The sequence below is a fragment of the Stenotrophomonas sp. STEN023 genome (genome assembly GCF_056760135.1).
In genome coordinates this window covers 1-20,664 of sequence record NZ_JBRREF010000057.1, presented here as the reverse complement: position 1 = coordinate 20,664, position 20,664 = coordinate 1, and the positions used below count along the sequence as shown (strand labels likewise).

Annotated in this window: 20 protein-coding genes and 1 pseudogene; 16 read left to right on the top strand and 5 right to left on the bottom strand. The window is 64.7% G+C overall.

Annotated elements, in window-relative coordinates; all coding sequences use genetic code 11:
* Positions 1-5 precede the first annotated feature (5 nt).
* Entirely contained in the window at positions 6-1,037 is a 1,032-nt protein-coding gene (locus ACVOLV_RS15320) for a CDP-glycerol glycerophosphotransferase family protein (protein ID WP_481555137.1), read from the bottom strand.
* Positions 1,038-1,139: 102 nt separating this feature from the next.
* Here ACVOLV_RS15320 and ACVOLV_RS15315 point away from each other — a divergent pair, with 102 nt between their 5' ends.
* The 6 genes and pseudogenes from ACVOLV_RS15315 to ACVOLV_RS15290 all read left to right on the top strand — a co-directional run bounded on the left by ACVOLV_RS15315 (position 1,140) and on the right by ACVOLV_RS15290 (position 6,604).
* Positions 1,140-1,976 (top strand): glycosyltransferase family 2 protein, encoded by an 837-nt coding sequence (locus tag ACVOLV_RS15315; RefSeq protein ID WP_481555136.1) that lies wholly within the window; start codon positions 1,140-1,142, stop codon positions 1,974-1,976.
* A gap of 195 nt (positions 1,977-2,171) precedes the next feature.
* Positions 2,172-3,461, top strand: a complete 1,290-nt coding sequence (locus ACVOLV_RS15310; RefSeq protein WP_481555135.1) for an O-antigen ligase family protein — start codon at positions 2,172-2,174, stop codon at positions 3,459-3,461.
* Positions 3,458-4,372 carry a glycosyltransferase family 2 protein gene (locus ACVOLV_RS15305; protein ID WP_481555134.1) on the top strand — a complete coding sequence of 305 codons (915 nt, stop codon included), beginning with the start codon at positions 3,458-3,460 and terminating at the stop codon, positions 4,370-4,372. The genes ACVOLV_RS15310 and ACVOLV_RS15305 overlap by 4 nt, the downstream gene beginning before the upstream one ends.
* 114 nt (positions 4,373-4,486) lie before the next feature.
* Positions 4,487-4,585 (top strand): annotated as a pseudogene (locus tag ACVOLV_RS15300) (NAD-dependent epimerase/dehydratase family protein); the annotation flags it as partial.
* A gap of 2 nt (positions 4,586-4,587) precedes the next feature.
* The gene (locus ACVOLV_RS15295; protein WP_481555133.1) at positions 4,588-5,427 is read left to right on the top strand and encodes a glycosyltransferase family 2 protein; all 840 of its coding nucleotides are present in this window, start codon (positions 4,588-4,590) and stop codon (positions 5,425-5,427) included.
* A gap of 22 nt (positions 5,428-5,449) precedes the next feature.
* Positions 5,450-6,604: a glycosyltransferase family 4 protein gene (locus ACVOLV_RS15290; RefSeq protein ID WP_481555132.1), complete on the top strand. Its 1,155-nt coding sequence runs from the start codon at positions 5,450-5,452 to the stop codon at positions 6,602-6,604.
* Here ACVOLV_RS15290 and rsmB read toward each other — a convergent pair.
* The 3 genes from rsmB to def form a co-directional block, all read right to left on the bottom strand.
* Complete coding sequence (gene rsmB / locus ACVOLV_RS15285; RefSeq protein ID WP_481555131.1) at positions 6,596-7,939, bottom strand: 16S rRNA (cytosine(967)-C(5))-methyltransferase RsmB; 1,344 nt, start codon at positions 7,937-7,939, stop codon at positions 6,596-6,598. The genes ACVOLV_RS15290 and rsmB overlap by 9 nt on opposite strands.
* 4 nt (positions 7,940-7,943) lie before the next feature.
* On the bottom strand, positions 7,944-8,867 hold the full coding sequence (gene fmt / locus ACVOLV_RS15280; protein ID WP_481555130.1) for a methionyl-tRNA formyltransferase: 924 nt from the start codon (positions 8,865-8,867) through the stop codon (positions 7,944-7,946).
* 180 nt (positions 8,868-9,047) lie between these two features.
* Positions 9,048-9,563, bottom strand: coding sequence for a peptide deformylase (gene def, locus ACVOLV_RS15275; RefSeq protein WP_481555129.1), 516 nt, complete (start codon positions 9,561-9,563; stop codon positions 9,048-9,050).
* A gap of 130 nt (positions 9,564-9,693) precedes the next feature.
* Here def and ACVOLV_RS15270 point away from each other — a divergent pair, with 130 nt between their 5' ends.
* The 9 genes from ACVOLV_RS15270 (at position 9,694) to ACVOLV_RS15230 (ending at position 19,442) form a co-directional block, all read left to right on the top strand.
* On the top strand, positions 9,694-10,818 hold the full coding sequence (locus ACVOLV_RS15270) for a LysM peptidoglycan-binding domain-containing protein (protein WP_481555128.1): 1,125 nt from the start codon (positions 9,694-9,696) through the stop codon (positions 10,816-10,818).
* Positions 10,819-10,896: 78 nt separating this feature from the next.
* Positions 10,897-12,048 (top strand): DNA-processing protein DprA, encoded by a 1,152-nt coding sequence (dprA, locus tag ACVOLV_RS15265; RefSeq protein ID WP_481555127.1) that lies wholly within the window; start codon positions 10,897-10,899, stop codon positions 12,046-12,048.
* A gap of 45 nt (positions 12,049-12,093) precedes the next feature.
* Positions 12,094-12,567 (top strand): DUF494 family protein, encoded by a 474-nt coding sequence (locus tag ACVOLV_RS15260; RefSeq protein ID WP_282268100.1) that lies wholly within the window; start codon positions 12,094-12,096, stop codon positions 12,565-12,567.
* A 21-nt stretch (positions 12,568-12,588) separates the two neighbouring features.
* Positions 12,589-13,323: a GYF domain-containing protein gene (locus tag ACVOLV_RS15255; protein ID WP_481555126.1), complete on the top strand. Its 735-nt coding sequence runs from the start codon at positions 12,589-12,591 to the stop codon at positions 13,321-13,323.
* 33 nt (positions 13,324-13,356) lie between these two features.
* On the top strand, positions 13,357-14,283 hold the full coding sequence (locus ACVOLV_RS15250) for an RDD family protein (RefSeq protein ID WP_481555125.1): 927 nt from the start codon (positions 13,357-13,359) through the stop codon (positions 14,281-14,283).
* Between the two features lie 187 nt (positions 14,284-14,470).
* Positions 14,471-16,972 carry a DNA topoisomerase I gene (locus ACVOLV_RS15245; protein ID WP_481555124.1) on the top strand — a complete coding sequence of 834 codons (2,502 nt, stop codon included), beginning with the start codon at positions 14,471-14,473 and terminating at the stop codon, positions 16,970-16,972.
* Positions 16,973-17,283: 311 nt separating this feature from the next.
* Positions 17,284-17,844 carry an L-threonylcarbamoyladenylate synthase type 1 TsaC gene (gene tsaC / locus ACVOLV_RS15240; RefSeq protein WP_481555123.1) on the top strand — a complete coding sequence of 187 codons (561 nt, stop codon included), beginning with the start codon at positions 17,284-17,286 and terminating at the stop codon, positions 17,842-17,844.
* A 282-nt stretch (positions 17,845-18,126) separates the two neighbouring features.
* Positions 18,127-18,810 (top strand): DUF4124 domain-containing protein, encoded by a 684-nt coding sequence (locus tag ACVOLV_RS15235; protein ID WP_481555122.1) that lies wholly within the window; start codon positions 18,127-18,129, stop codon positions 18,808-18,810.
* Positions 18,810-19,442: a DUF4124 domain-containing protein gene (locus ACVOLV_RS15230; RefSeq protein ID WP_481555121.1), complete on the top strand. Its 633-nt coding sequence runs from the start codon at positions 18,810-18,812 to the stop codon at positions 19,440-19,442. Before ACVOLV_RS15235 ends, ACVOLV_RS15230 begins: the two co-directional genes overlap by 1 nt.
* Here the strand turns inward: ACVOLV_RS15230 and ACVOLV_RS15225 are convergent.
* Complete coding sequence (locus ACVOLV_RS15225) at positions 19,430-20,206, bottom strand: SDR family oxidoreductase (RefSeq protein WP_481555120.1); 777 nt, start codon at positions 20,204-20,206, stop codon at positions 19,430-19,432. The genes ACVOLV_RS15230 and ACVOLV_RS15225 overlap by 13 nt on opposite strands.
* A gap of 95 nt (positions 20,207-20,301) precedes the next feature.
* On the opposite strand from ACVOLV_RS15225, the gene ACVOLV_RS15220 reads away from it, so the two are divergent.
* On the top strand, positions 20,302-20,532 hold the full coding sequence (locus tag ACVOLV_RS15220; protein ID WP_481555119.1) for a hypothetical protein: 231 nt from the start codon (positions 20,302-20,304) through the stop codon (positions 20,530-20,532).
* The last annotated feature ends 132 nt before the right edge of the window (positions 20,533-20,664 follow it).

The window sequence follows — 20,664 nt, the reverse complement described above, 5'->3', positions numbered from 1 at the left end:
CGCGATCAGACCCGCGCCGGCCCCCAATAACCAATGCGCTTGCGCAGCTTGATCTTGCGCCACCAGTTGCGCGGCTTGGGCTTGCGGTTGCGGCCGCCCTTGGCGATGAAGTCATCGATCGCCTGCAGGATGCGCTCACTGGACTGGCCATCGCGATAGGGATGCAGCTGATCGGCAAACTGGCGCACCGCCGCCATCAGTTCCGGCGGCCGCGACAAGGCAGTACGGATCGCACCCTCGAACTGTGCGGGGTCATCGATGTCCAGCAGCTGCGGCCCGGGCCGGCGGTTCTTGAAGGTCACCACCGGCTTGTAGGTCAGCAGGAATTCGTTGAGTGCCGAAGAAGTGTCCGAGCACATCATGTCCACCTGCGGGAACAGGTCCAGGATGTTGTCGTCATCGGCGAAGCGCAGGTACGGGCCTTCCAGCGCGCGGTACTTGGCGGTGATTTCCGGGTCCATCTTCGGATGGAAAGTGACGATCCAGCGCCATTCGCCAGTCTGCGACAGCCGCTTGATCTCGTCGTACAGGATGCCGGCACCGCTCCAGGACGGCGAGAAGGTGGAGTGGTACAGGATCACTGGCGGCTCGCGCACCGGATCGGGCTGGTCCTTGAGCTGGCTCATGAACGGGTCGATCTTCGGGAAGCCGGTTTCCACCACCGAAAAATGTCCGGTCTTTTGTGCCAGCTCCGAGAACGCAGCGGTATCGCGCGGGCCGGTGGTGCAGTACAGGTCGAAGAAGCCACGGATGTAGATGTGGCGCGGCTTGCCCGCGTCAAAGCCGTGGAAGGTCTCAACCTTCACCCCGGGAAAGAAGTGCGGCACCGCGTTGGACGAGGTGATCACCGCGCAGGGGTTCCATGCGCGCACCTGCTCAACGCTCAGCAGGGTCTCGTCGGCAGTCAGGTCTTCCGCACCCGGGCCATCGAAAAACCATGCCGCCTCATCACCACGCGCGCGGATCGCCGCCTGCAGCGGGCGGAGGATGGCCAGCGCATAGCGCTCGGACCCGTACAGCAGATAGTGGCGTGGCACGGTGGGGAACTCCTGAATATCCCGGATATGCCGAAATTATCGCATCGCCAGTGAAAGCCGTCGCTGCTAGGCTTTGGTCCGATCCCACGCGCCAGACGTCGCATGCCCAGCCCAAGCACCGCCCTGCCCACCCAGCGCCCACGCCTGTCGGCCTGCATCATCGCCTTCAACGAAGCCGACCGCATCGGCGACTGCCTTGCCTCGTTGGCGTTCTGCGACGAGATCGTGGTGGTGGACTCGTTTTCGACCGATGCCACCGTGGCGGTGGCCGAAGCCGCTGGCGCCCGCGTGGTGCAACGCGCCTTCAGCGGCTTCCGCAGCCAGAAGGCGTTCTGCGTGGAACAGGCCAGCCACGACTGGGTGCTGTGCCTGGATGCAGATGAGCGGGTCAACCCGGAACTGCGCGCCGCCATCGAGGCCGAACGTGACGCCGGCTTCAAGCGCGCCGTTGGCTACCGCTTCGCACGCTGCTCGGAATACTTCGGCCGTTTCCTGCGCCATGGCACCGCCTATCCGGACCGGGTGCTGCGCCTGTTCGACCGCCGCCACGGCGGCTGGCGCGGCGATCGCGAGATCCACGAAGCAGTCACCCTGGATGGCCCCGCCGCCCTGCTCAAGGGCGATCTGCTGCACCACCCCTACCGCAGCTTCCTGCAACTGCTGGACAAGAAGCAGAAATACGCACGGATGATGGCCGAGCACGAATTCGCCAAGGGCAAGCACGCCAGCCTGGGCAAGCTGATCATCGCCCCGAGCTGGCGCTTCATCCGCAGCTACGTGGTCAAGCGCGGCTTCCTGGACGGCTGGCCGGGGTTGATCGAGGCCTTCGTCAGCGCCAACTACGTGCGCCAGAAGACCATCATGCTGTGGCTGCTGCAGAACGGGCAGCCGCTGGTCACGCCATCCACGGGTGCCAGCGTTGATAAACCGCTCGACTGAAGGACAGCGATTTTTGCTGAACGTGCAGCGCCATGTACCATGAACACGCGACGCAGTTCGTTGAAGATGCGGGTTTGCATCGCTAGAATTGTTCGTTCTACCGACTGAAAATCAGACTGGTTGCACGGTGGCCGTTCTGCTGTCACTGCCACTTTCCCAGCGGCGTATCCACGCCCAACCGGTGTGATCCATCACGTGAATCAGCTGTCTGCGGTCCAATCTCCCCTGCTGTTACAGGCACTGCGCAGCCGGCTGCTGACGGTTGGTCAATGGTGCGCGGTGCTTACGCTGTTCGCCGCCCCCCTCAACAAGCCCGCCACCAACATCCTGCTGGGCTTGAGCCTGTTGTGTTCACTGGCTGGCGCGGACCTGGTTGCACGCTGGCGCGCCGCGCTGCGTGAGCCGGTGGTCATCGGCTTCCTGGTCTGGTTCAGCGTTCTGTTTGCGAGCGCGCTGCATGCCTGGATCGGCTCCGGTGCCCCGGCGTTTGGCGAAGCCTCCATGTGGGGCTGCCTGTACCCGCTGCTCATTGCCAGCCTGCTGCGCGATTCGCGCTGGCGCTGGCGTGCGTTGGCTGCATTTGCTGTCGCCGCCGGGCTGGTGGTGCTGATCTCCTACCTGATGCAGTTCGGCGTGGTACCGCAGCGGGCGGTGGCTGAAATCCAGCCGTCCATGCGCAATACCGTTTTCAAGGAATACACCCAGCAAGGGTTGGCAAGCCTGATCCTGATGTCGATGCTGGTCGCAGTGGCTCTGGACAGCAACCAGCGGCGATGGCGTATCACCGCATGGGTCGCCGCCGCGGTCGTGCTGTGCAACGTGGTACTGCTGATCCAGAGCCGCACCACCTACATCGTGTTGCTGCCGCTGCTCGGGTATTGGATCTACCGGCTTGTTGCCCACCGTTTCAACGGCTGGCGCACGTTGATCATCAGTCTCGGTCTGGTCATCGTCACCATTGGCGCGCTGTGGTCGACACCCAGCATCCGCGAACGCATGCTGAGCTCGATCACCGAGGAAGTCGACAGCTACCTGGTCGCCCAGGAACCCACGTCCAGCGGCATCCGCCTATGGTTGTGGCAGCAGACCCTGCCGATCATCGCCGATGCGCCGGTGTTCGGGCATGGCCTGAATCAGTGGGAGCCCATTTACCTGGAGCAGATGCGTACCATCCCGGGTTCGGCCCCCTTCATCACCGGCCACCCGCACCAGGAAGCCCTGCTCATCCTGGCCGAGGAAGGCACGGCCGGGCTGCTGGTATTCGCTGCGCTTCTGCTGGCCTTTGCCGGCCATGTGAGCAAGCTGCCTGGCCCGCAAAAGGGTATCTTTGCCAGCATCCTCATCATCTATGTGGCTGCCGGCCTGGCCAATGGCCTCTGGAGCAACTTCACCCACCGTCATGTTTTCATGCTGCTGATAGCCAGCATCCCGCTGGGCAGCTTCCCTTGGCACGGCGTCGGTAGAGCACGCGAATCCACATCATGAGCCCCAGTACGCCGTTCGATGAGGTGACCATTGTCTGCGTCACCTACAACAGCTCGGCTCTTCTGGAGGCGATGGCAAGCACGCTCGCCCCGTTCCCCAATGTAGTCATCATCGACAATGGCAGCTGCGATGACACCGCCACCCGTATCGCCCGACGCATCCCGCATGCGCGACTGATCACCCGCACCAGCAACGCCGGTTTTGGCGCCGCCAACAACCAGGCCATGGCGGCCGTGCAGACGCCGTTCGCCTTGTTGCTCAACCCGGATTGCGTCATCGCCCCGGCCGACCTGCAATGCCTGCTGGACTGCATGCGCGAGCACCCGCAGGCCGGCGTGGTTGGCCCGCAGAACTGGCGTAGCGAAACCGTTCCACAGATCTCGCACCGCCAGGCATTCTTCAGGCCGGGGGTAGACAGTACGTTCACGGTGCCGGACAAGGTCACCGCCGCCGAATGGATCCACGGCTGTTGCCAGCTGCAGCGGACCAATGCATTCCGGGAGATTGGCGGCTTCGACGAAGTCTTCTTCCTTTACTACGAAGACGATGACCTGTGCCTGCGGATGGCCAAAGCCGGTCATCAATGCCTGCTGCAGCCGGCGGCGCGCGCCTTCCACAAGGGTGGCGCCTCCTCGGCACCCAGCATGCGCATCGACTTCATCAAGCGTTTCCACTACGCACGCTCACGCCAGATCGCCATCCGCCGCTACATGGGCCCGGCGGCCGGACGATGGCATCTGGCCAAGCTGCTGGCTGCCACGCTACCGGCCGTCGTGGTCTACGGCCTGCTGCTGCGCCGTCGCGACGTGATCAAGTGGGCCGCATGGGGCACAGCGGCACTTTCTGCCAGCCTGGGGCTGGACCTGATGCCAGGCCGCGGCAAGCCTGTAACCACGACCGCGCGCGCCTAGACCCATAGCGCCACAGCCACAGCCGAAGATTGCAGGCCGTGGCAGAATAGTCGCGCCAGCTGGGCATCGACCACCCTCGCCCGCCCTCCCCCTGACTTCTTTTAAGAGTGTTCCATGCAACGCGTCCTGGTTACAGGTGGTGCGGGATTTCTTGGTTCTCGTTTATGTGGGCGGCTCATTCACCAAGGGCACGACGCGCCGTGCGCGGACAATCCATGAAAATCTCTTTGGCGATTCTGACGTACAACTGGCCCGAAGCCCTGGAACTGACACTGGAAAGTGTCAGCAGGCAGCGCCGGCTACCCGATGAAGTGCTGATAGCCGATGATGGTTCCGGCCAGGCCACCGCAGAGGTGGTTGCGCGCTGGAAAGAGAAACTCGGGGTCCCGCTGCGCCACATCTGGCAGGAAGACGCCGGCTTCCGTGCCGCACGCTGCCGAAATCGAGCGATCGCAGCCAGCACCAGGGATTATGTGATCCTGCTGGATGGAGACATGATCCTGCACAAGGATTTCGTGGCCGATCATCAGATGCTCGCGTCCCCTGGCTTTTTCCTCCAGGGCGGCCGCTTGAAAGCCAGCGTCTGCGAAAGCCAACGCCTGCTTGCGGGTGGGCAGGCGAGGTTCGCCCCCTGGACCGACGCGGCTTTCAATGACTTTGATTGCACACGCCGCCAATATGCCTTCCGCCAACCTTGGCTTGCGCGGCAGAAGGCGCGCTCAAAGCAAGGCGGCCGGGTGATGAGCTGCAATATGAGCTTCTGGCGAAATGACCTTATCAAGGTCAATGGTTTCGACGAGCGCATGGAAGGTTATGGCGCCGAAGACCGCGAGCTGGCCGAGCGCCTGCAGAATACCGGCCTGCGTCGGCGGCCACTCAAATGGGCGGCATTGGCTGTCCACCTATGGCATAACTCCCGTGCACCACCGGATGTCGACGACATGAGCCTGCCCAACAACCGCATCCTGCAGGCAACCGTCGCCAACAAGATCACGCGCTGCGAACAAGGCATCGACAACCACAGCGAGCTCCTCCACCCACATCCAGATTGCTGATCATCCTGAGCCCCCGCTACCCATGAAACTGCTTTACACCAACTTTCACAGCGGCAGCGGGGGCGGACACACCACCTACATCCGTGACCTTGCGCAGGCACTGAGCCCGCACCATGAGGTCCATGTTGCAGCCCCGGCGGGCAGCCGCTTGCTTGAGGAAGCAAAGGCGCTGCATGGCGTCCACGCCCTGGCACAACCCTTTCCCAATGGCCTGCGCAAACTACGCGAGCGTGCCGGGGCGGTGCGCCAGCTCCGGGAGTACCTGCGCAGCCACCGCTTCGACATCATCCATGTCAATGGTTCGGCGGATCACCGCCTCACCATCGCCGCACTGCGCGGCCTGTCGCCGCGCCCGCGCATCATTCTGACCAAGCACAACACCAAACCGCTACGCGGCATTCAACATATCTGGCGTGCTCGCTTCAATACCGACAAAGTGATTGCCGTCAGTGAATACGTTCTCCGCCAGCTGCAGACAACTGCCTATCGCGCGTGCCAGCCACAGACGGTCCACAACGGTATCGACACCGATCACTTCACCCCGTTTGCAGGCGCCGACATCAATGCGCTGCGGGCAGGCTTCACCAATGACCCTGCCAGCCTGGTGATAGGCAGCAATGCCGGGACATCCGACTACAAGAGCTGGACTGACATCGCCGGTGCACTGAAGCTGCTTGATGAAGACGAACGAAGTCAGGTGCAGGTGGTAGTCGCTGGCCACCCTCCGTCCGAGAAGCAGATGGCGATTGTCCGTGCCGCCGGGCTTGAAGCGCAGTTCCACTTTCCCGGACTGCTACAGGACGTACGCCCGGTAGTGGCGGCATTCGATGCCGGCTTCGTGATCTCCCATGCGACGGAAGCACTCTCCTACGCTTGTCGCGAGATGATGTGCATGGGCAAGCCGGTGATGGTCACCAATTACTCTGGTCTACCGGAGAACATCCGTATGGGTGTCGACGGCTGGATCGTGCCGGTGCATGACCACCAAGCCATGGCTACGACGCTGCGCTGGATGTTGCAGCATCGCGATGCCCTGCCGCGCATGGGTGCCGCAGCGCACGCGATTGCATCCGAAGAATTTGGCATGGAGCGCTTCATCAAGGCCATCGTGGCCGTCTATGAAGAACTACTGGCAGCGGACCACGGCACTCCTGTCAGCACCAGCCACTCAAGCTGACGCTTTCACCAGCCGCGCATAGAAGAAGCCATCCCCGCCCTGCTCACCCGGCAACCGCTGGCGGTTGCCAGCAACCTCGTGACCGAATGAACCGGGCAGTGCCTGCACCTGTGCGTCCGGGGTACGCGCGAGGAAGTCCGCTACCTGCTGGCCGTTTTCCTGGCGCAGGATCGAACAGGTCGAGTACAGCAGCACGCCACCTGGGCGCAGTACCGCCCACAGTGCATCCAGCAGTCGCGACTGCAATGCGGCCAGCGCGGTGATGTCCTCGGCGCGACGGTGCAGCAGCACGTCCGGCTGGCGGCGGATGATGCCGGTGGCCGAACACGGCGCATCCAGCAACACCGCATCAAACGGCTTGCCATCCCACCAGGCGGCAGTATCGGCGGCGTCCACCGCCAATACCTGCGCCTGCGCACCAACACCGGTACGCGCGAAGGTTTCACGGATGCGCTGCAGGCGCCGCGCATCGATATCCAGTGCGACCAGCTGCAGCGACGGATCGCGCTCCAGCAGATGCGCGGATTTACCGCCCGGCGCCGCGCAGGCATCCAGCACCCGTGCACCTGCCGGGGCCTGCAAGGCATCGGCCACCTGTTGCGCCGACAGATCCTGTACCGACACGGCACCCTGCGCGAAGCCAGGCAGGCTACTCACCGGCACCGCAACCGGCAGACGCACCGCGTCGGCCGACAGTGGTTCGGCAATGGCCTCGATGCCAGCGTCGGCCAACACCGCCAGGTAGGCTTCGCGCGTGTATTGCTGACGATTGACTCGCAGCCACAACGGTGCCGGCTGCAGGCTCTGGGCGATGATTTCAGGCGCCTGCTGCGGCCAATCACGCTGCACCTGGGCCAGCAACCATGCCGGCCAGGCGTCTTCGGCACGCGCTTCGGCAAAGCCTTCGCGCTGCGCACGGCGCAGCAAAGCATTGACCATGCCGGCCTGACGTTCACGGCCCAGCGCGCGCGCTGCATCCACCGTTGCCGACAACGCGGCGTGGGCAGGCAGCTGCAATACGTCCAGCTGCGCGAAACCCGCCATCAGCAGTGCGCGCAGGTCACCATCGCGCGCGCCCAGCGGCTTCTGCAGCCATTGCCGCAGCGCCTGGTCATAGACCACGCGGCGGCGCAGCGCGGCAAAACAAATGGCTTCCAGCAACGCGCGGTCGCGGCTGTCATCAAGCTTGGGCAGGGCAGCGCCAAGTTCGGCCTTCAGCGAACGGCCCTTGCCGATCACCGCCGCCAGTACCTTGGCCGCCAGTGCGCGGGTCTGCACGCCGGGCTGTGCCGCCGCGGATTTGCTGCCCCACGGTGAGGAAGTCGCCGCCGTCATCCGCTCAGCCCTCGATCCGCAGATCGCGGCGTGCGTTCAGATAGTCGGCAGCAGTAATGGCCTTGCCACCTTCGCGCTGCACCACGCGCAGGCGCAAAGCACCTTGCCCGCAGGCGATATCGATACCTTCGCGGGCAGCACCGATCACCGTGCCCGGTGCCTGGCCACGGTTGTCCTCAATGGCTACCGCGCCGTGGATGCGTACGCGTTCGCCCGCCAACGTCGCCTCGGCTACCGGCCATGGATTGAAGGCGCGCACGCGGCGCGCCAGCGCGGCCGCCGGCTCGGCCCAATCGAGCTTGGCTTCAGCCTTGTCCAACTTGTGTGCATAGGTGACACCGGCTTCTGGCTGGCGCTGCGGCACCGGCTTCAGGCCGGCACGCAACAAGCCCAGGCCATCGGACAGCACTTGCGCACCCATCTGTGCCAGCCGGTCATGCAGCTGGCCGCCGGTGTCGGCATCACTGATCGGGGTGTGCTGGCGCAGCAGCACCGGGCCGGTATCCAAGCCCGCTTCCATCTGCATCAGGCAGACGCCGGTTTCGGCGTCGCCTGCCTCGATCGCGCGCTGGATCGGCGCAGCGCCGCGCCAACGTGGCAGCAGCGAGGCATGCACGTTCCAGCAGCCGTGGGTCGGAATGGCCAGCACCGCCTTGGGCAGGATCAGGCCATAGGCCACCACGATCATCAGATCCGGCTGCAGCTCGCGCAGCTGTTGCTGGGCTTCGGGCGTCTTCAGGCTTTCCGGTTGGAATACCGGAATACCGCGCGCGATGGCGTCGAGCTTCACCGGCGAGGGCATCAGCCCGCGACCACGGCCCGCAGGACGATCCGGCTGGGTATAGACCGCCACCACTTCATGCTGGCGCGCGGCTGCACCCAGCGAGGCAACGGCGAATTCCGGCGTACCGGCGAAGATGATTTTCATAGGGCGGGGATTCGGTATTCGGGATCCGGGCTTGGCAAAAGCAGCGCAGCGGCGGCGGCTACCAATCGCGGATCGAAAGAAAGAACGTGCGGGTCAGGGATACAGAACAGAACGCCGGGACTGGAAGAAACGCAGCAATTCATGCCTCTCCGATCCCGGGTCCCCGATCCCCACCTCAAATCAGGCGACGTGCTTGCGCGACTTCGCCAGCTTCTTGCGCACCATCTCGCGCTTGAGCGGCGAGAGGTAGTCAATGAACAGCTTGCCGTCCAGGTGATCCATTTCGTGCTGGATGCAGGTGGCCAGCAGTTCGTCGGCCGCCAGCTCCTGCTGCTTGCCTTCACGGTCCAGGAAGCGCACCACGATGGAATCGGCACGGGTGACATCGGCATAGATGCCCGGCACCGACAGGCAGCCTTCCTGGTAGACGCGGCCGCCGTCGCTGGCACTGACGATCTGCGGGTTGATGAACACCTGCGGCGCGTTGTGCTCTTCGCTGACGTCGATAACCATGAAACGCTTATGGACGTCCACCTGGCTGGCAGCAAGGCCGATGCCCGGGGCGTCGTACATGGTCTGCAGCATGTCGTCGATCAACTGCTGGAAGGCCGGCGTGGTCACTTCTGCAGCCTCGACAAGGGCCGCCTTGGTGCGCAGGCGCGGGTCTGGGAACTCAAGAATGGGCAGGAGGGCCATGGTGGTACCAATCTGGGGATGCCGCTCAATTTCGGCAAGATGTCGCAATTCTACCGCCTGCGCTTGCCCGGCGCCCCCGTTTCTGCAATATAGTGCGACAACCTGTTGGGGAATCAGGCAGATCGCAACCATGTTGAAACAAATACGTACGGTCGCCGCCGTGGCGATGCTGACCGTCACGACCTATGCCGTGGCCGTCGAAATGAACGGTACGCACCCTGACACCTACGTGGTGCGCAAGGGCGATACTTTGTGGGACATATCGGCACGTTTCCTGAAAAAGCCGTGGCTTTGGCCGGAAATCTGGCAGGCCAACCCGCAGGTCAAGAACCCTCACCTGATCTATCCGGGTGACGTTCTGAGCCTGGCCTATCTGGACCGGGTGACGGCCCAGGCCGGCCCGCGCCAGGAGGCACCGATCACCGGCGTACCGCTGGCGGACGTTGAGCCTTTCCTTAAGAACCTGAACGTGGTGGACAGCTTCGAGGACCTGCCCTATGTGGTCGGCCTGGAAGACAACCGCCTGCGCGCCAGCGCCGGTCAGAAGGCATACGTAACCGGCCTGGACAACGCCCAGCCCGGCCAGCGCTACATGGTGCTGCGCCCGACCGTGCGTTTTGGCCAGCCCAAGCCCACGGATGACCTGGACAACCGCGGCAAGGTCACGCCGGGCAGCGGCAACGTCTGGAGCAACTACGTTGCCTCCAATGACCGCAACGAGTTCCTTGGCTATGAGTTGGCCAAGGTCAACGTCGGCACCCTGACCCAGGTTGCCAGCGGCAACGTCCAGGCCTCCACGCTGCAGTTGGAAGACAGCGGCAGTGAAGTGCGCAGGGGCGACCGCCTGATGCCGGTGCAGATCAACCCGTATGACCTGCAGTTCGTTCCGCATGCGCCGGCCAATGCCGTGGCACCGGGCCAGCTGCGCGTGCTCGCGGTGACCGACACCTTCACCAGCGGCGGCCCGCGCGACGTGATCGCCATTTCCGGCGGCGCACGCGAAGGCATCAACAACGGCACGGTGTTCTCGGTCTGGCGCAGCGGCAGCCACGTCACCGACCGCATCCAGCACGCGCAGTCCTCGCGTGCGGACGATGCCTTGAAGGCCGGCACCGGCCGGGTCACCCTGCCTGACGAGTACGCTGCCCATGCGATGGTGTTCCGCACCTTCGACAAGGTCAGCTATGCACTGATCATGGAAGGCACCAAGCCGGCACGCCTTGGCTATGAGCTGAAGCACCCGGACGCCCAGTAAGCAGCTGCGGGCTAGCCTTACGATCCAAGACAACGGCGCCCGAGGGCGCCGTTGTTGTTTGCGGCGGCAGGCTGGGGCATGCACCAATCACCCGCCCTGTCTGCGCCCGTTACTGCCTATTGCCCGGCGTTGCTAACCCTGGCACTGGCCGGCGGCCCCCTCGAGCCACTGCGCCGATTGCTTGATCAACACGACAGCAGCGTTGCCGCACTGGCGGCCGGCGCCGCGCAATGGCGCGCTTGCGGCTGCACCCCGGCGCAATGCCAGGCACTGTCGCGTCCGGATGCCGATGCCTGGAACAAGGCCGATGACTGGCTGCAGGCCGACGCGCATCACCTGGTCGGCTGGCGCGACCCGGACTACCCACCGCTACTGCGCGACAGCCCCAACCCTCCCTTGGCCCTGTTCCTGGCCGGCGACCCGACCCTGCTCTGGCAACCGGCAATCGCCATCGTCGGCAGCCGCATTCCCACTGCCGGCGGCCGCGATATCGCCCGCGACTTCTCCACCGCCCTGGCTGGCGCTGGCCTCACCATTGCCAGCGGGCTGGCGGCCGGCATAGACGCGGCGGCGCATCGGGCGGCAATGGCCAGCGGTGGCAGGACCTATGCGGTGATCGGCACCGGCCCGGATCTGGCCTACCCGCGCCATCACCGCCAGCTGCAGGCGCAGATCGCCGCCGAAGGCGTAGTCGTCAGCGAATACCCGCCCGGAACGGTGCCGCGCAGCGGCCAGTTCCCGGCCCGCAACCGCTTGCTGGCGGCGCTGGCATTGGGCACCGTGGTCATCGAGGCCGCCGAACGCTCCGGCGCCCTGATCACCGCGCGCCTGGCCAGCGAAGCCGGCCGCGAGATATTTGCCGTGCCCGGCTCCATCCACAACCCGATGGCACGCGGCTGCCACCGCCTGATACGCCAAGGTGCAACCTTGGTGACACAGAGCAACGACATTCTTGAAGGCGTGGCCAATCTGGCCGGCGAACTGGCCTGTGCCTTGCAAACCCGGCTCCAGACCCCCATCTCAGCGCTACCGTCCGGCCAGCACCCGGCCGTCACGCCACCGGACCCGGACTACCAGCGATTGTGGGACGCCTTGGGTTATGACCCAACCGGTATGGATTTACTGATCGAGCGCACTGGATTGACGGCTGCCAGCCTGTCCTCCATGCTGCTGCTCATGGAATTGGAAGGCAGGGTGTCGTCCGTGCACGGCCGCTACACCCGCACCTGAAGGTTTCTTCACCTCCACAGCGCCAATGGCGCAGGCCGAGGGGCAATGAAAGAGAGCATCCTGGACGTCCTGCTGTACCTGTTTGAACACTACTTCAGCGAAGACGCTGATCTCATCCGAGACCGCGACTCGCTACAGAACGGCCTGATCCAGGCCGGTTTCAGTCCCGCCGAAATCAACAAGGCCTTCGATTGGCTCGATGCCTTGGCCGAACAACGCCCAGCCGTGGCCCAGCCACGCGTTGACGGGCCGGTACGCGTGTTCCACGGCCCCGAACTCGACAAGCTGGACGTGGAGAGCCGTGGCTTCCTGTTGTTCCTGGAACAGCAGCGCGTGCTCGACGCCGACCAGCGCGAGCTGGTGCTCGACCGTGCCATGGCGCTGGACCAGGACGAACTGGACCTGGACGACCTGAAGTGGGTGGTGCTGATGGTGCTGTTCAACCAGCCCGGCGCGGAAGCCGCCTATGCCTGGATGGAAACCCAGATGTTTGTCGACGAACCCGAACCCCTGCACTAAGCCCCAAACCGGCGTGCAGGGATGCATAAGGACAACACCTACGTGAGCCAATGGTTCTACGCCGAGGGCAACCGCGAACGTCGCGGCCCGATCACCGACGACAACCTCGTCGAGCTGTTCCAGTCCCGCCGCATTGACGAGGACACCCTGGTCTGGCGCGAAGGCGCCGGTGACTGGCGGCCGCTGCGCGAATTTGCCGGCGAGCTCGGCCTGGACCTGCAGCAGGCGGAACCGGCAGGCGCGCCGCCAGTGCCGCCGTCATTGCCTGCGGGTGTGCAGACCATCCACACCACGGCCGCCGCGCCGCCCCGGCAAGGCCTGTCCGGCTGCGCCATCGCCGGCATCATCGCCGCGGTAGTCGGCGTGATCCTGATTGCCATCCTCGCCATCCTGGCGGCCATCGCCATGCCCGCCTACCAGCAGTATGTGATGCGCTCCAAGACAACGATGGTTTCAGGGCAGATGCTGGGTTTGAAACATCAAGTGGCTGAGTTCGTCGCCGCCAACCAGCGCTGCCCGATCAATGACGACGAAGGCTTCGGCACCCCGGAGAGCTATGCCAGCGGTGATGTCGCCCAGGTCCATGTCGGCCGCTTCGAAGAGGGGCATTGCGGGCTGGAAGCCTTGCTGCGTGTTCCGTCTCATTCGCAACTTGACGGCAAAAGCATCTGGCTCGACTACGATATGCAGGCCGACAGCTGGGAATGCAGTTCCGATGTCGATGACAACTACCTGCCGATCGACTGTCGCGGCTGATTGGTAGCGTTCAGAACTTTTACGGGGAAAAAGATGAGCCAGTGGTACTACGCTGATGCCCAGCGCGAGCGGCATGGTCCGATTGAAGCGGAAGCACTCCGCGAGAAATTCCGCGCAGGCGAGATGGACCTGGGCACCTTGGTATGGCGTGAAGGCATGCAGCAATGGCAGCCGCTCTCCGCCGTCGCCGACGAACTGCAACTGATCACCCAGGCCAGCACCGGCATCGACCTGCGCCAGGACTACGCCGCCATCGAAAGTGGCGAAGCCGTCGCCGCACGCGCTGCCGCTGCCGAGGCCTATTCGCCTTACACCGCGCCAGCCAGCCGTCCGCAGGACGTCGATCCCGCCGCCGTGCAGGGCGGGCTGGTGGTGCAGGCCGGCTTCTGGAAGCGCGTGGCGGCCTACTTCATCGACTACGTGGTCATGACCGTTTTCACCTACATCGTGCTGATCCCGCTGAGCATCCTCGGCGCGATTGTCGGTGGTGTGTCCGGCAGCTCGGACTCGGCTGCAGGCTCCATTGGCATGCTGGTGACCATGGGCGTCGGCTATCTGTTCATCTTCGCCGGCAACCTGATGTATCCGGCCTGGATGCATTCGTCCAAGTACCAGGCCACGCTGGGCAAGATGGCGGTGGGCATCAAGGTGGTGCGCAGCAACGGCGAACGCCTGACCCTGGGCCGCGCGGTGGGCCGTTTCTTCGCCTACATCCTGAGCAGCATCACCCTGTGCATCGGCTTCGTGATGGCCGCCTTCACCGAGCGCAAGCAGGCCTTGCATGACATCATCTGCGACACCCTGGTGGTGGACAAGTTCGCCTTCACCGAGCACCCGGAGTGGCAGCAGCAGGGCCTGGGCACGGTCACCATCGTGATCCTGTCGCTGGCCGGCCTGGGCATGCTTTGCCTGATCGGGCTGGTGGTGGTCATTGGTATTGCCGCAGCAGGTTTCAACTGACAAATTGCCGGGGCGGCTTGACACCAGCCCCTCTGGCATGATTCCTCTAATAAGGAACCAAGCTGAACGCCCGGGCCGCAACCCGGGCGTCGGCTTATGCACAACCCAAACATCGGCTTCACTATCGTCCCGGTTTAAGCCACCCTAGCGCCCCCACAAGGGCGTTCCGCCCCAAGAATGTACTGACATGCCCAAGCACCTGCTCATCGTCGAATCACCGGCCAAGGCCAAGACGATCAATAAATACCTCGGCAAGGACTACACGGTCCTGGCCTCGTATGGGCATGTGCGTGACCTGGTCCCCAAGGAAGGTGCGGTCGACCCCGAGAACGGGTTCGCCATGCGCTACGACCTGATCGAAAAGAACGAGAAGCACGTCGAAGCCATCGCCAAGGCCGCAAAGGGCGCCGATGACATCCTGCTGGCGACTGACCCGGATCGCGAGGGTGAAGCGATCAGCTGGCATATCGCCGAGATCCTGAAGCAGCGCGGCCTGTCCGATGGCAAGCCGATGCAGCGCGTGGTGTTCACCGAAATCACCCCGCGCGCGATCAAGGAAGCGATTGCCCAGCCGCGAGAAATCGCCTCGGATCTGGTCGATGCCCAGCAAGCCCGTCGAGCACTCGATTACCTGGTCGGCTTCAACCTGTCGCCGGTGCTGTGGCGCAAGGTGCAGCGCGGCCTGTCCGCCGGCCGCGTGCAGAGCCCCGCGCTGCGCATGATCGTCGAGCGCGAGGAAGAGATCGAAGCCTTCATCTCGCGCGAATACTGGAGCATCGAGGCCGCCTGCGCGCATCCCTCGCAGCACTTCAACGCACGCCTGATCAAGCTGGACGGGCAGAAGTTCGAGCAATTCACAGTCACCGACGGCGACACCGCCGAGGCCGCGCGCCTGCGCATCCAGCAGGCCGCGCAGGGCTCGCTGCACGTCACCGACGTCGCCAGCAAGGAGCGCAAGCGCCGCCCGGCCGCACCGTTCACCACCTCCACGCTGCAGCAGGAAGCCTCGCGCAAGCTCGGCTTCACCACCCGCAAGACCATGCAGGTGGCGCAGAAGCTGTATGAAGGCGTGAACATCGGTGACGAAGGCACGGTCGGCCTGATCTCGTACATGCGTACCGACTCGGTGAGCCTGTCGCAGGACGCGCTGGCCGAGATCCGCGACGTGATCGCCCGCGATTACGGCATCAGCTCGCTGCCGGACAAGCCCAACACCTACACCACCAAATCCAAGAACGCGCAGGAAGCCCACGAAGCCGTGCGCCCGACCTCCGCGTTGCGCACCCCGGCACAGGTAGGCAAGTACCTCACCGACGACGAGCGCAAGCTGTACGAACTGATCTGGAAGCGCGCCGTCGCCTGCCAGATGATCCCGGCCACCTTGAACACCGTCAGCGTCGACCTGTCGGCCGGCAGCGAGCACGTGTTCCGCGCCAGCGGCACCACCGTGGTGGTGCCCGGCTTCCTCGCCGTGTACGAGGAAGGCAAGGACAGCAAGAGCGCCGAGGACGAAGACGAAGGCCGCAAGCTGCCGCTGATGAAGCCCGGCGACCGCGTGCCGCTGGACCGCATCGTCGCCGACCAGCACTTCACCCAGCCGCCGCCGCGCTACACCGAAGCGGCGCTGGTCAAGGCGCTTGAGGAATACGGCATCGGCCGGCCGTCCACCTACGCCTCGATCATCCAGACCCTGCTGTTCCGCAAGTACACCGAGATGGAAGGCCGCAGCTTCAAGCCGACCGACGTCGGCCGTGCGGTCAGCAAGTTCCTGTCCAGCCACTTCACCCAGTACGTCGACTACGACTTCACCGCCAAGCTCGAGGACGAGCTGGATGCGGTGTCGCGTGGCGAAGAAGAATGGGTGCCGCTGATGGAGCGCTTCTGGGGCCCATTCAAGGAACTGGTCACCGACAAGAGCGAATCGCTGGACCGCACCGATGCCGGCAGCGCGCGCGTGCTCGGCCCGGACCCGGTCAGCGGCAAGGATGTCACCGCACGTATCGGCCGCTTCGGCCCGATGGTGCAGATCGGCACCGTCGAAGACGAAGAGAAGCCCAAGTTCGCCTCGCTGCAGCCGGGCCAGAGCATCTACTCGATCTCGCTGGACGAGGCGCTGAAGCTGTTCGACATGCCGCGCAAGCTCGGCGCCGACGCCAATGGCGAGGAAGTCACCGTCGGCATCGGCCGCTTTGGCCCGTTCGCCAAGCGTGGCAGCACCTATGCCTCGCTGACCAAGGAAGACGACCCGTACAAGATCGACCTGGCCCGCGCCGTGTTCCTGATCGAAGAGAAGGAAGAGATCGCGCGTAACCGCATCATCAAGGAGTTCGAGGGTTCGGACATCCAGGTGTTGAACGGTCGTTTTGGCCCCTACATCAGCGACGGCAAGATGAACGGCAAGATCCCCAAGGACCGCGAGCCTGCTTCGCTGACCTTGGCTGAAGTCGAGCAGCTGATGGCCGACACCGGCAAGCCGGTGCGCAAGGGCTTCGGCAAGAAGGCCGCCAAGAAGACCACGGTCAAGAAGGAAGCTGCACCGAAGAAGGCTGCCGCCAAGAAGGCTCCGGCCAAGAAGGCGGCAACCAAGAAAGCCGCGACCAAAAAGACCGCAGCGAAGAAAGCAACGAAGAAAACCGTCGCCAAGAAGGCAGTGAAGAAGACCGCAGCGGACGACGCACCGCCGTTCTGATTAAAGCAATGCCGCCAGCTTTCCCTTCTCCCGTTTACGGGGTTAAGGACAGGCGTTTACGAGCCAAAGGCTCGTGACTGTTCGTACGCCCCGCGTGCTACGCGGGGCCGGGGCGCGAAGCGAGGGGCCCGGAGGGCGGATGAGGGGAAGCTTTACTCATGAAGGCGATTGAGCTCCACCGCTCCCCTCCCCCGCCAACAAGCGGATAATCAGCACCACCCGCAGCAGGCCGCCCACCGGGCGGCCTTTGCTTTGCGTCCCTTTCGCGGACCAGCGCCATCGAACGCACTGGCCCTCCAACGGTGCTGACCATGCTCGAACTCGACCTGCACAGCGTCGTCCCGGCCCTCAAGGCCGGCGGCGTAATCGCCTACCCGACCGAAGCGGTCTGGGGCCTGGGCTGTGACCCGTCCAACGAAACCGCGGTGCTGAAGCTGCTGGCGCTGAAGCAGCGCCCGGTCGAGAAAGGCATGATCCTGATCGCCGCCAGCCCGGCGCAGTTGGAGGGTTGGGTGCAGCTGGATGCCTTGGCTGCCGAGCGCCGGCAAGCGGTGCTGGACAGCTGGCCCGGCGCCAACACCTGGATCGTGCCGGCCGGCCCCAAAGCCCCACCCTGGATCACCGGCGAGCACACCGGCATTGCCGTGCGCGTCACCGCCCATCCGCTGGTACAGGCCCTGTGCGAGGCCTGGGACGGCCCACTGGTATCGACCAGTGCCAACCTCGCCGGTGAGCCTCCGGCACGCTCCCGTGCGCAGCTGGACCCTGCCCTGCTCAAACTGCTGGATGGCTTGCTGGACGGCAGCACCGGCGGCCTCGCCCAACCTACCCGCATCCGCGTGGCCGCCACCGGCGAAGTCCTGCGCGACTGAGCGTCAAACGCGTCGCCTGTAGTGCCGAGCCATGCTCGGCAGGGGCTTCACCGGTAGCGCCACAGCCGAGCAAGGCTCGGCTCTACAGGGGGCTCCCCGCAATGCCGAAAAGCCAACCCCTCCCCAACCCTCCCCTTGGCTTCGCCAAAGGGAGGGGGCAAAAGCGTAGTGCCGGGCCATGCTCGGCAAGGGCTTCACCGGTAGCGCCACAGCCGAGCAAGGCTCGGCTCTACAGGGGCCACTCCTGCAACAACGGCACTGCGGCCATGGCACACTGCCGGCATGCGCCTTCGCCTGCTCCTGCCCGGTTGCCTGCTCGGTTACCTGATCTGGTGGCCCGCTGCCGCATTGACGGTTGATCCATCTCCAAGCGGCGCTGCGGACAACGTGCGCATCTACCGCTGCGTCGGCAGCAACGGCGCGGTGTCGCTGCAGGATGCGCCCTGCACCAAGGCACATCAGCAGCAGGTGCTGGACATGGCGCGACCAAAGGACCCGCCGGCACGCACGGTTTCAACATCACCAGTGCCGACGACTGCACCGCTCACCCAGCGCGAAGTGCGGGTGGTCACCGTGCAGCCGCCGCAGCCGATGTACGAATGCGTCACCGAGGAAGGCGAGCGCTATACCAGCGACAACAACGACGGTAATCCGCGCTGGGTGCCAACCTGGGGTTACGTCTACCCGAGTTACCGCGGCCCTGGCCACGGCGGCCCGCGCCCGCCGCGCCCGCCCGGTGGCGGCGGTATCCCGTGGCAGGCCGGCGTCGCGGTGCCGATGGGTTCTGTGCTGGTGCGCGACAGCTGCCATGCCTTGCCGCCACAGGAAGTCTGCGCACGGCTGCGCGATCGCCGCTGGGAATTGATCCGTCGCTACAACAGCGCGCTGCAGAGCGAGCGCCAGGAATTGACGCGCGAGCAACGCGGCATCGATGCGCGACTCGAGCAGGACTGCGGGGGAACCTGATGCGCGGCTTGATCCTGCTGATGCTTCTGGCCGGCACCACCGCGCAGGCCGGCGAGATCGTGTTCTATCGCTGCACCGATGCCAGCGGCGCGCTGACCGTGCAGAACATGCCCTGCCCCAAAGGCACGCAGCTGCAGAGCAGGAAAGTCATGCATGCGGTGGAAGCCCCACCTCCGCAACCAGCGCTTGCAAGCCCCGCATCCGCAGTGCTGCCGCAGCTGCTTGCCGCGCCGGCGGCAGCACCGACTCCGGCACCAGCAAAGCCAGCTGCGGCTGTGGCTGCAACCGCAGCGCCCACGATACCTCTGCCCGAGCTGTTTCAATGCCGCACCCGCGAAGGCCAGACCTACTTCAGCGAAAGCAGCGAACCGCCATCGCGTTGCGTGACGATGCAGGTCACCGGCCTGGACGGCAACCCCAACACCGGCGCCGGTGATGCCTGCGAAGTGGTGCGCGACACCTGCACCGCGATCAACCCGCTACAGCGCTGTGCCACCTGGCAGCAATGGGTGGACGAAGCCGAATCGGAGTGGCGCTTCGCCTCGCCCAGCCAGGCCGAGGCATTGCAGAAAAAGCATCAACGCCTGCAATCGCTGCTCGATGGCAGCGACTGCAAGACTCAGAAGCCATAACGCAGGAAACCGCCGTCCACCGCGATGCATTCGCCGGTGACATAGCTCGATGCCGGCAGGCACAGGAAGCTCACCGCCGCCGCTACCTCCTCCGGCTCACCGATGCGGCGCATCGGCGTGCGCGCGATCACTTCGTCGTAGTAATCGGCATCGGACAACGGCCCGGAGGTACGCCGGGTGCGGATGTACCACGGCGCCACGGAGTTGACGCGGATGCCATCCTCGGCCCATTCGCACGCCAGGTTGCGGGTCATCTGCTGCATCGCCGCCTTGGTCATGCCATACACAACGCCGCTGCGCACATGGGTGATGCCGGACACGCTACCGACGTTGACGATGGCTGACGAGGCATGACGGGTCAGCAGCGGGTGTGCATAGCGGCACAGCTCGAACGCCGAGAACAGGTTGGTCTCGAAAATGCCACGCCATTCGTCTTCGGAGTATTCGGTTGCCGCCTTGGTGGTGTTGCCACCGGCGTTGTTGACCAGGATGTTCAGGCCATCGCTATGGTCTTCGACCCAATCGAGGATTTCCTGCCGATCCTGGTCGTCACTGACGTCGGCGGAAAGCGCGTGGATGGCACGCTCGGGAAATGTGTCGGCCAGTTCATCGCGCGCGGTTTCCAGCGCATCGGCATCGCGCCCAACGATCAGCACGTCGGCACCGAAACCCAGCAGCTCGCGTGCGATTGCCAGGCCGATGCCGGCGCTGGCACCGGTGACCAAGGCGGTTTGCCCATCCAGGCGCCAACGCTGCTGGCTCATTGTGTTTCCTCATCGATGCTGGGTGCAGCGTCCGTGAAGGGCCGCTGCGGGAAGATGGGGCTAGGATAGCTGCCTGAGCCCAGCGGAGCATGCCGATGAAGCGTCTTTCCCTGTTGATGGTGCCGTTGCTGCTTGCGCTGGCCGCATGCAGGCCACAAGCGCCGGACACCGAACGTCGCCCCGATCCGCAGGCTACGGCACTGCGTGATGCGATGAAGAAGGACCTGGATCAGGCCAAGGCCACCGCAGCGGCGGCCGAGCAGGCCAGCAAGGCGCAGCAGGCCGAGTTGGATGCGGCGGTTGGCGCCGCCGATACCGCCAAATAGCGCAGCACCTGTAGTGGGGGGGGGGGGGGGGGGGGGGGGGGGGGGGGGGGGGGGCGGGGGGGCGGCGGGGGGGGGGGGGCGGGGAACAAAAAACACAACCACCACCACCCCCCGACGGGGGGGGGACGAGAG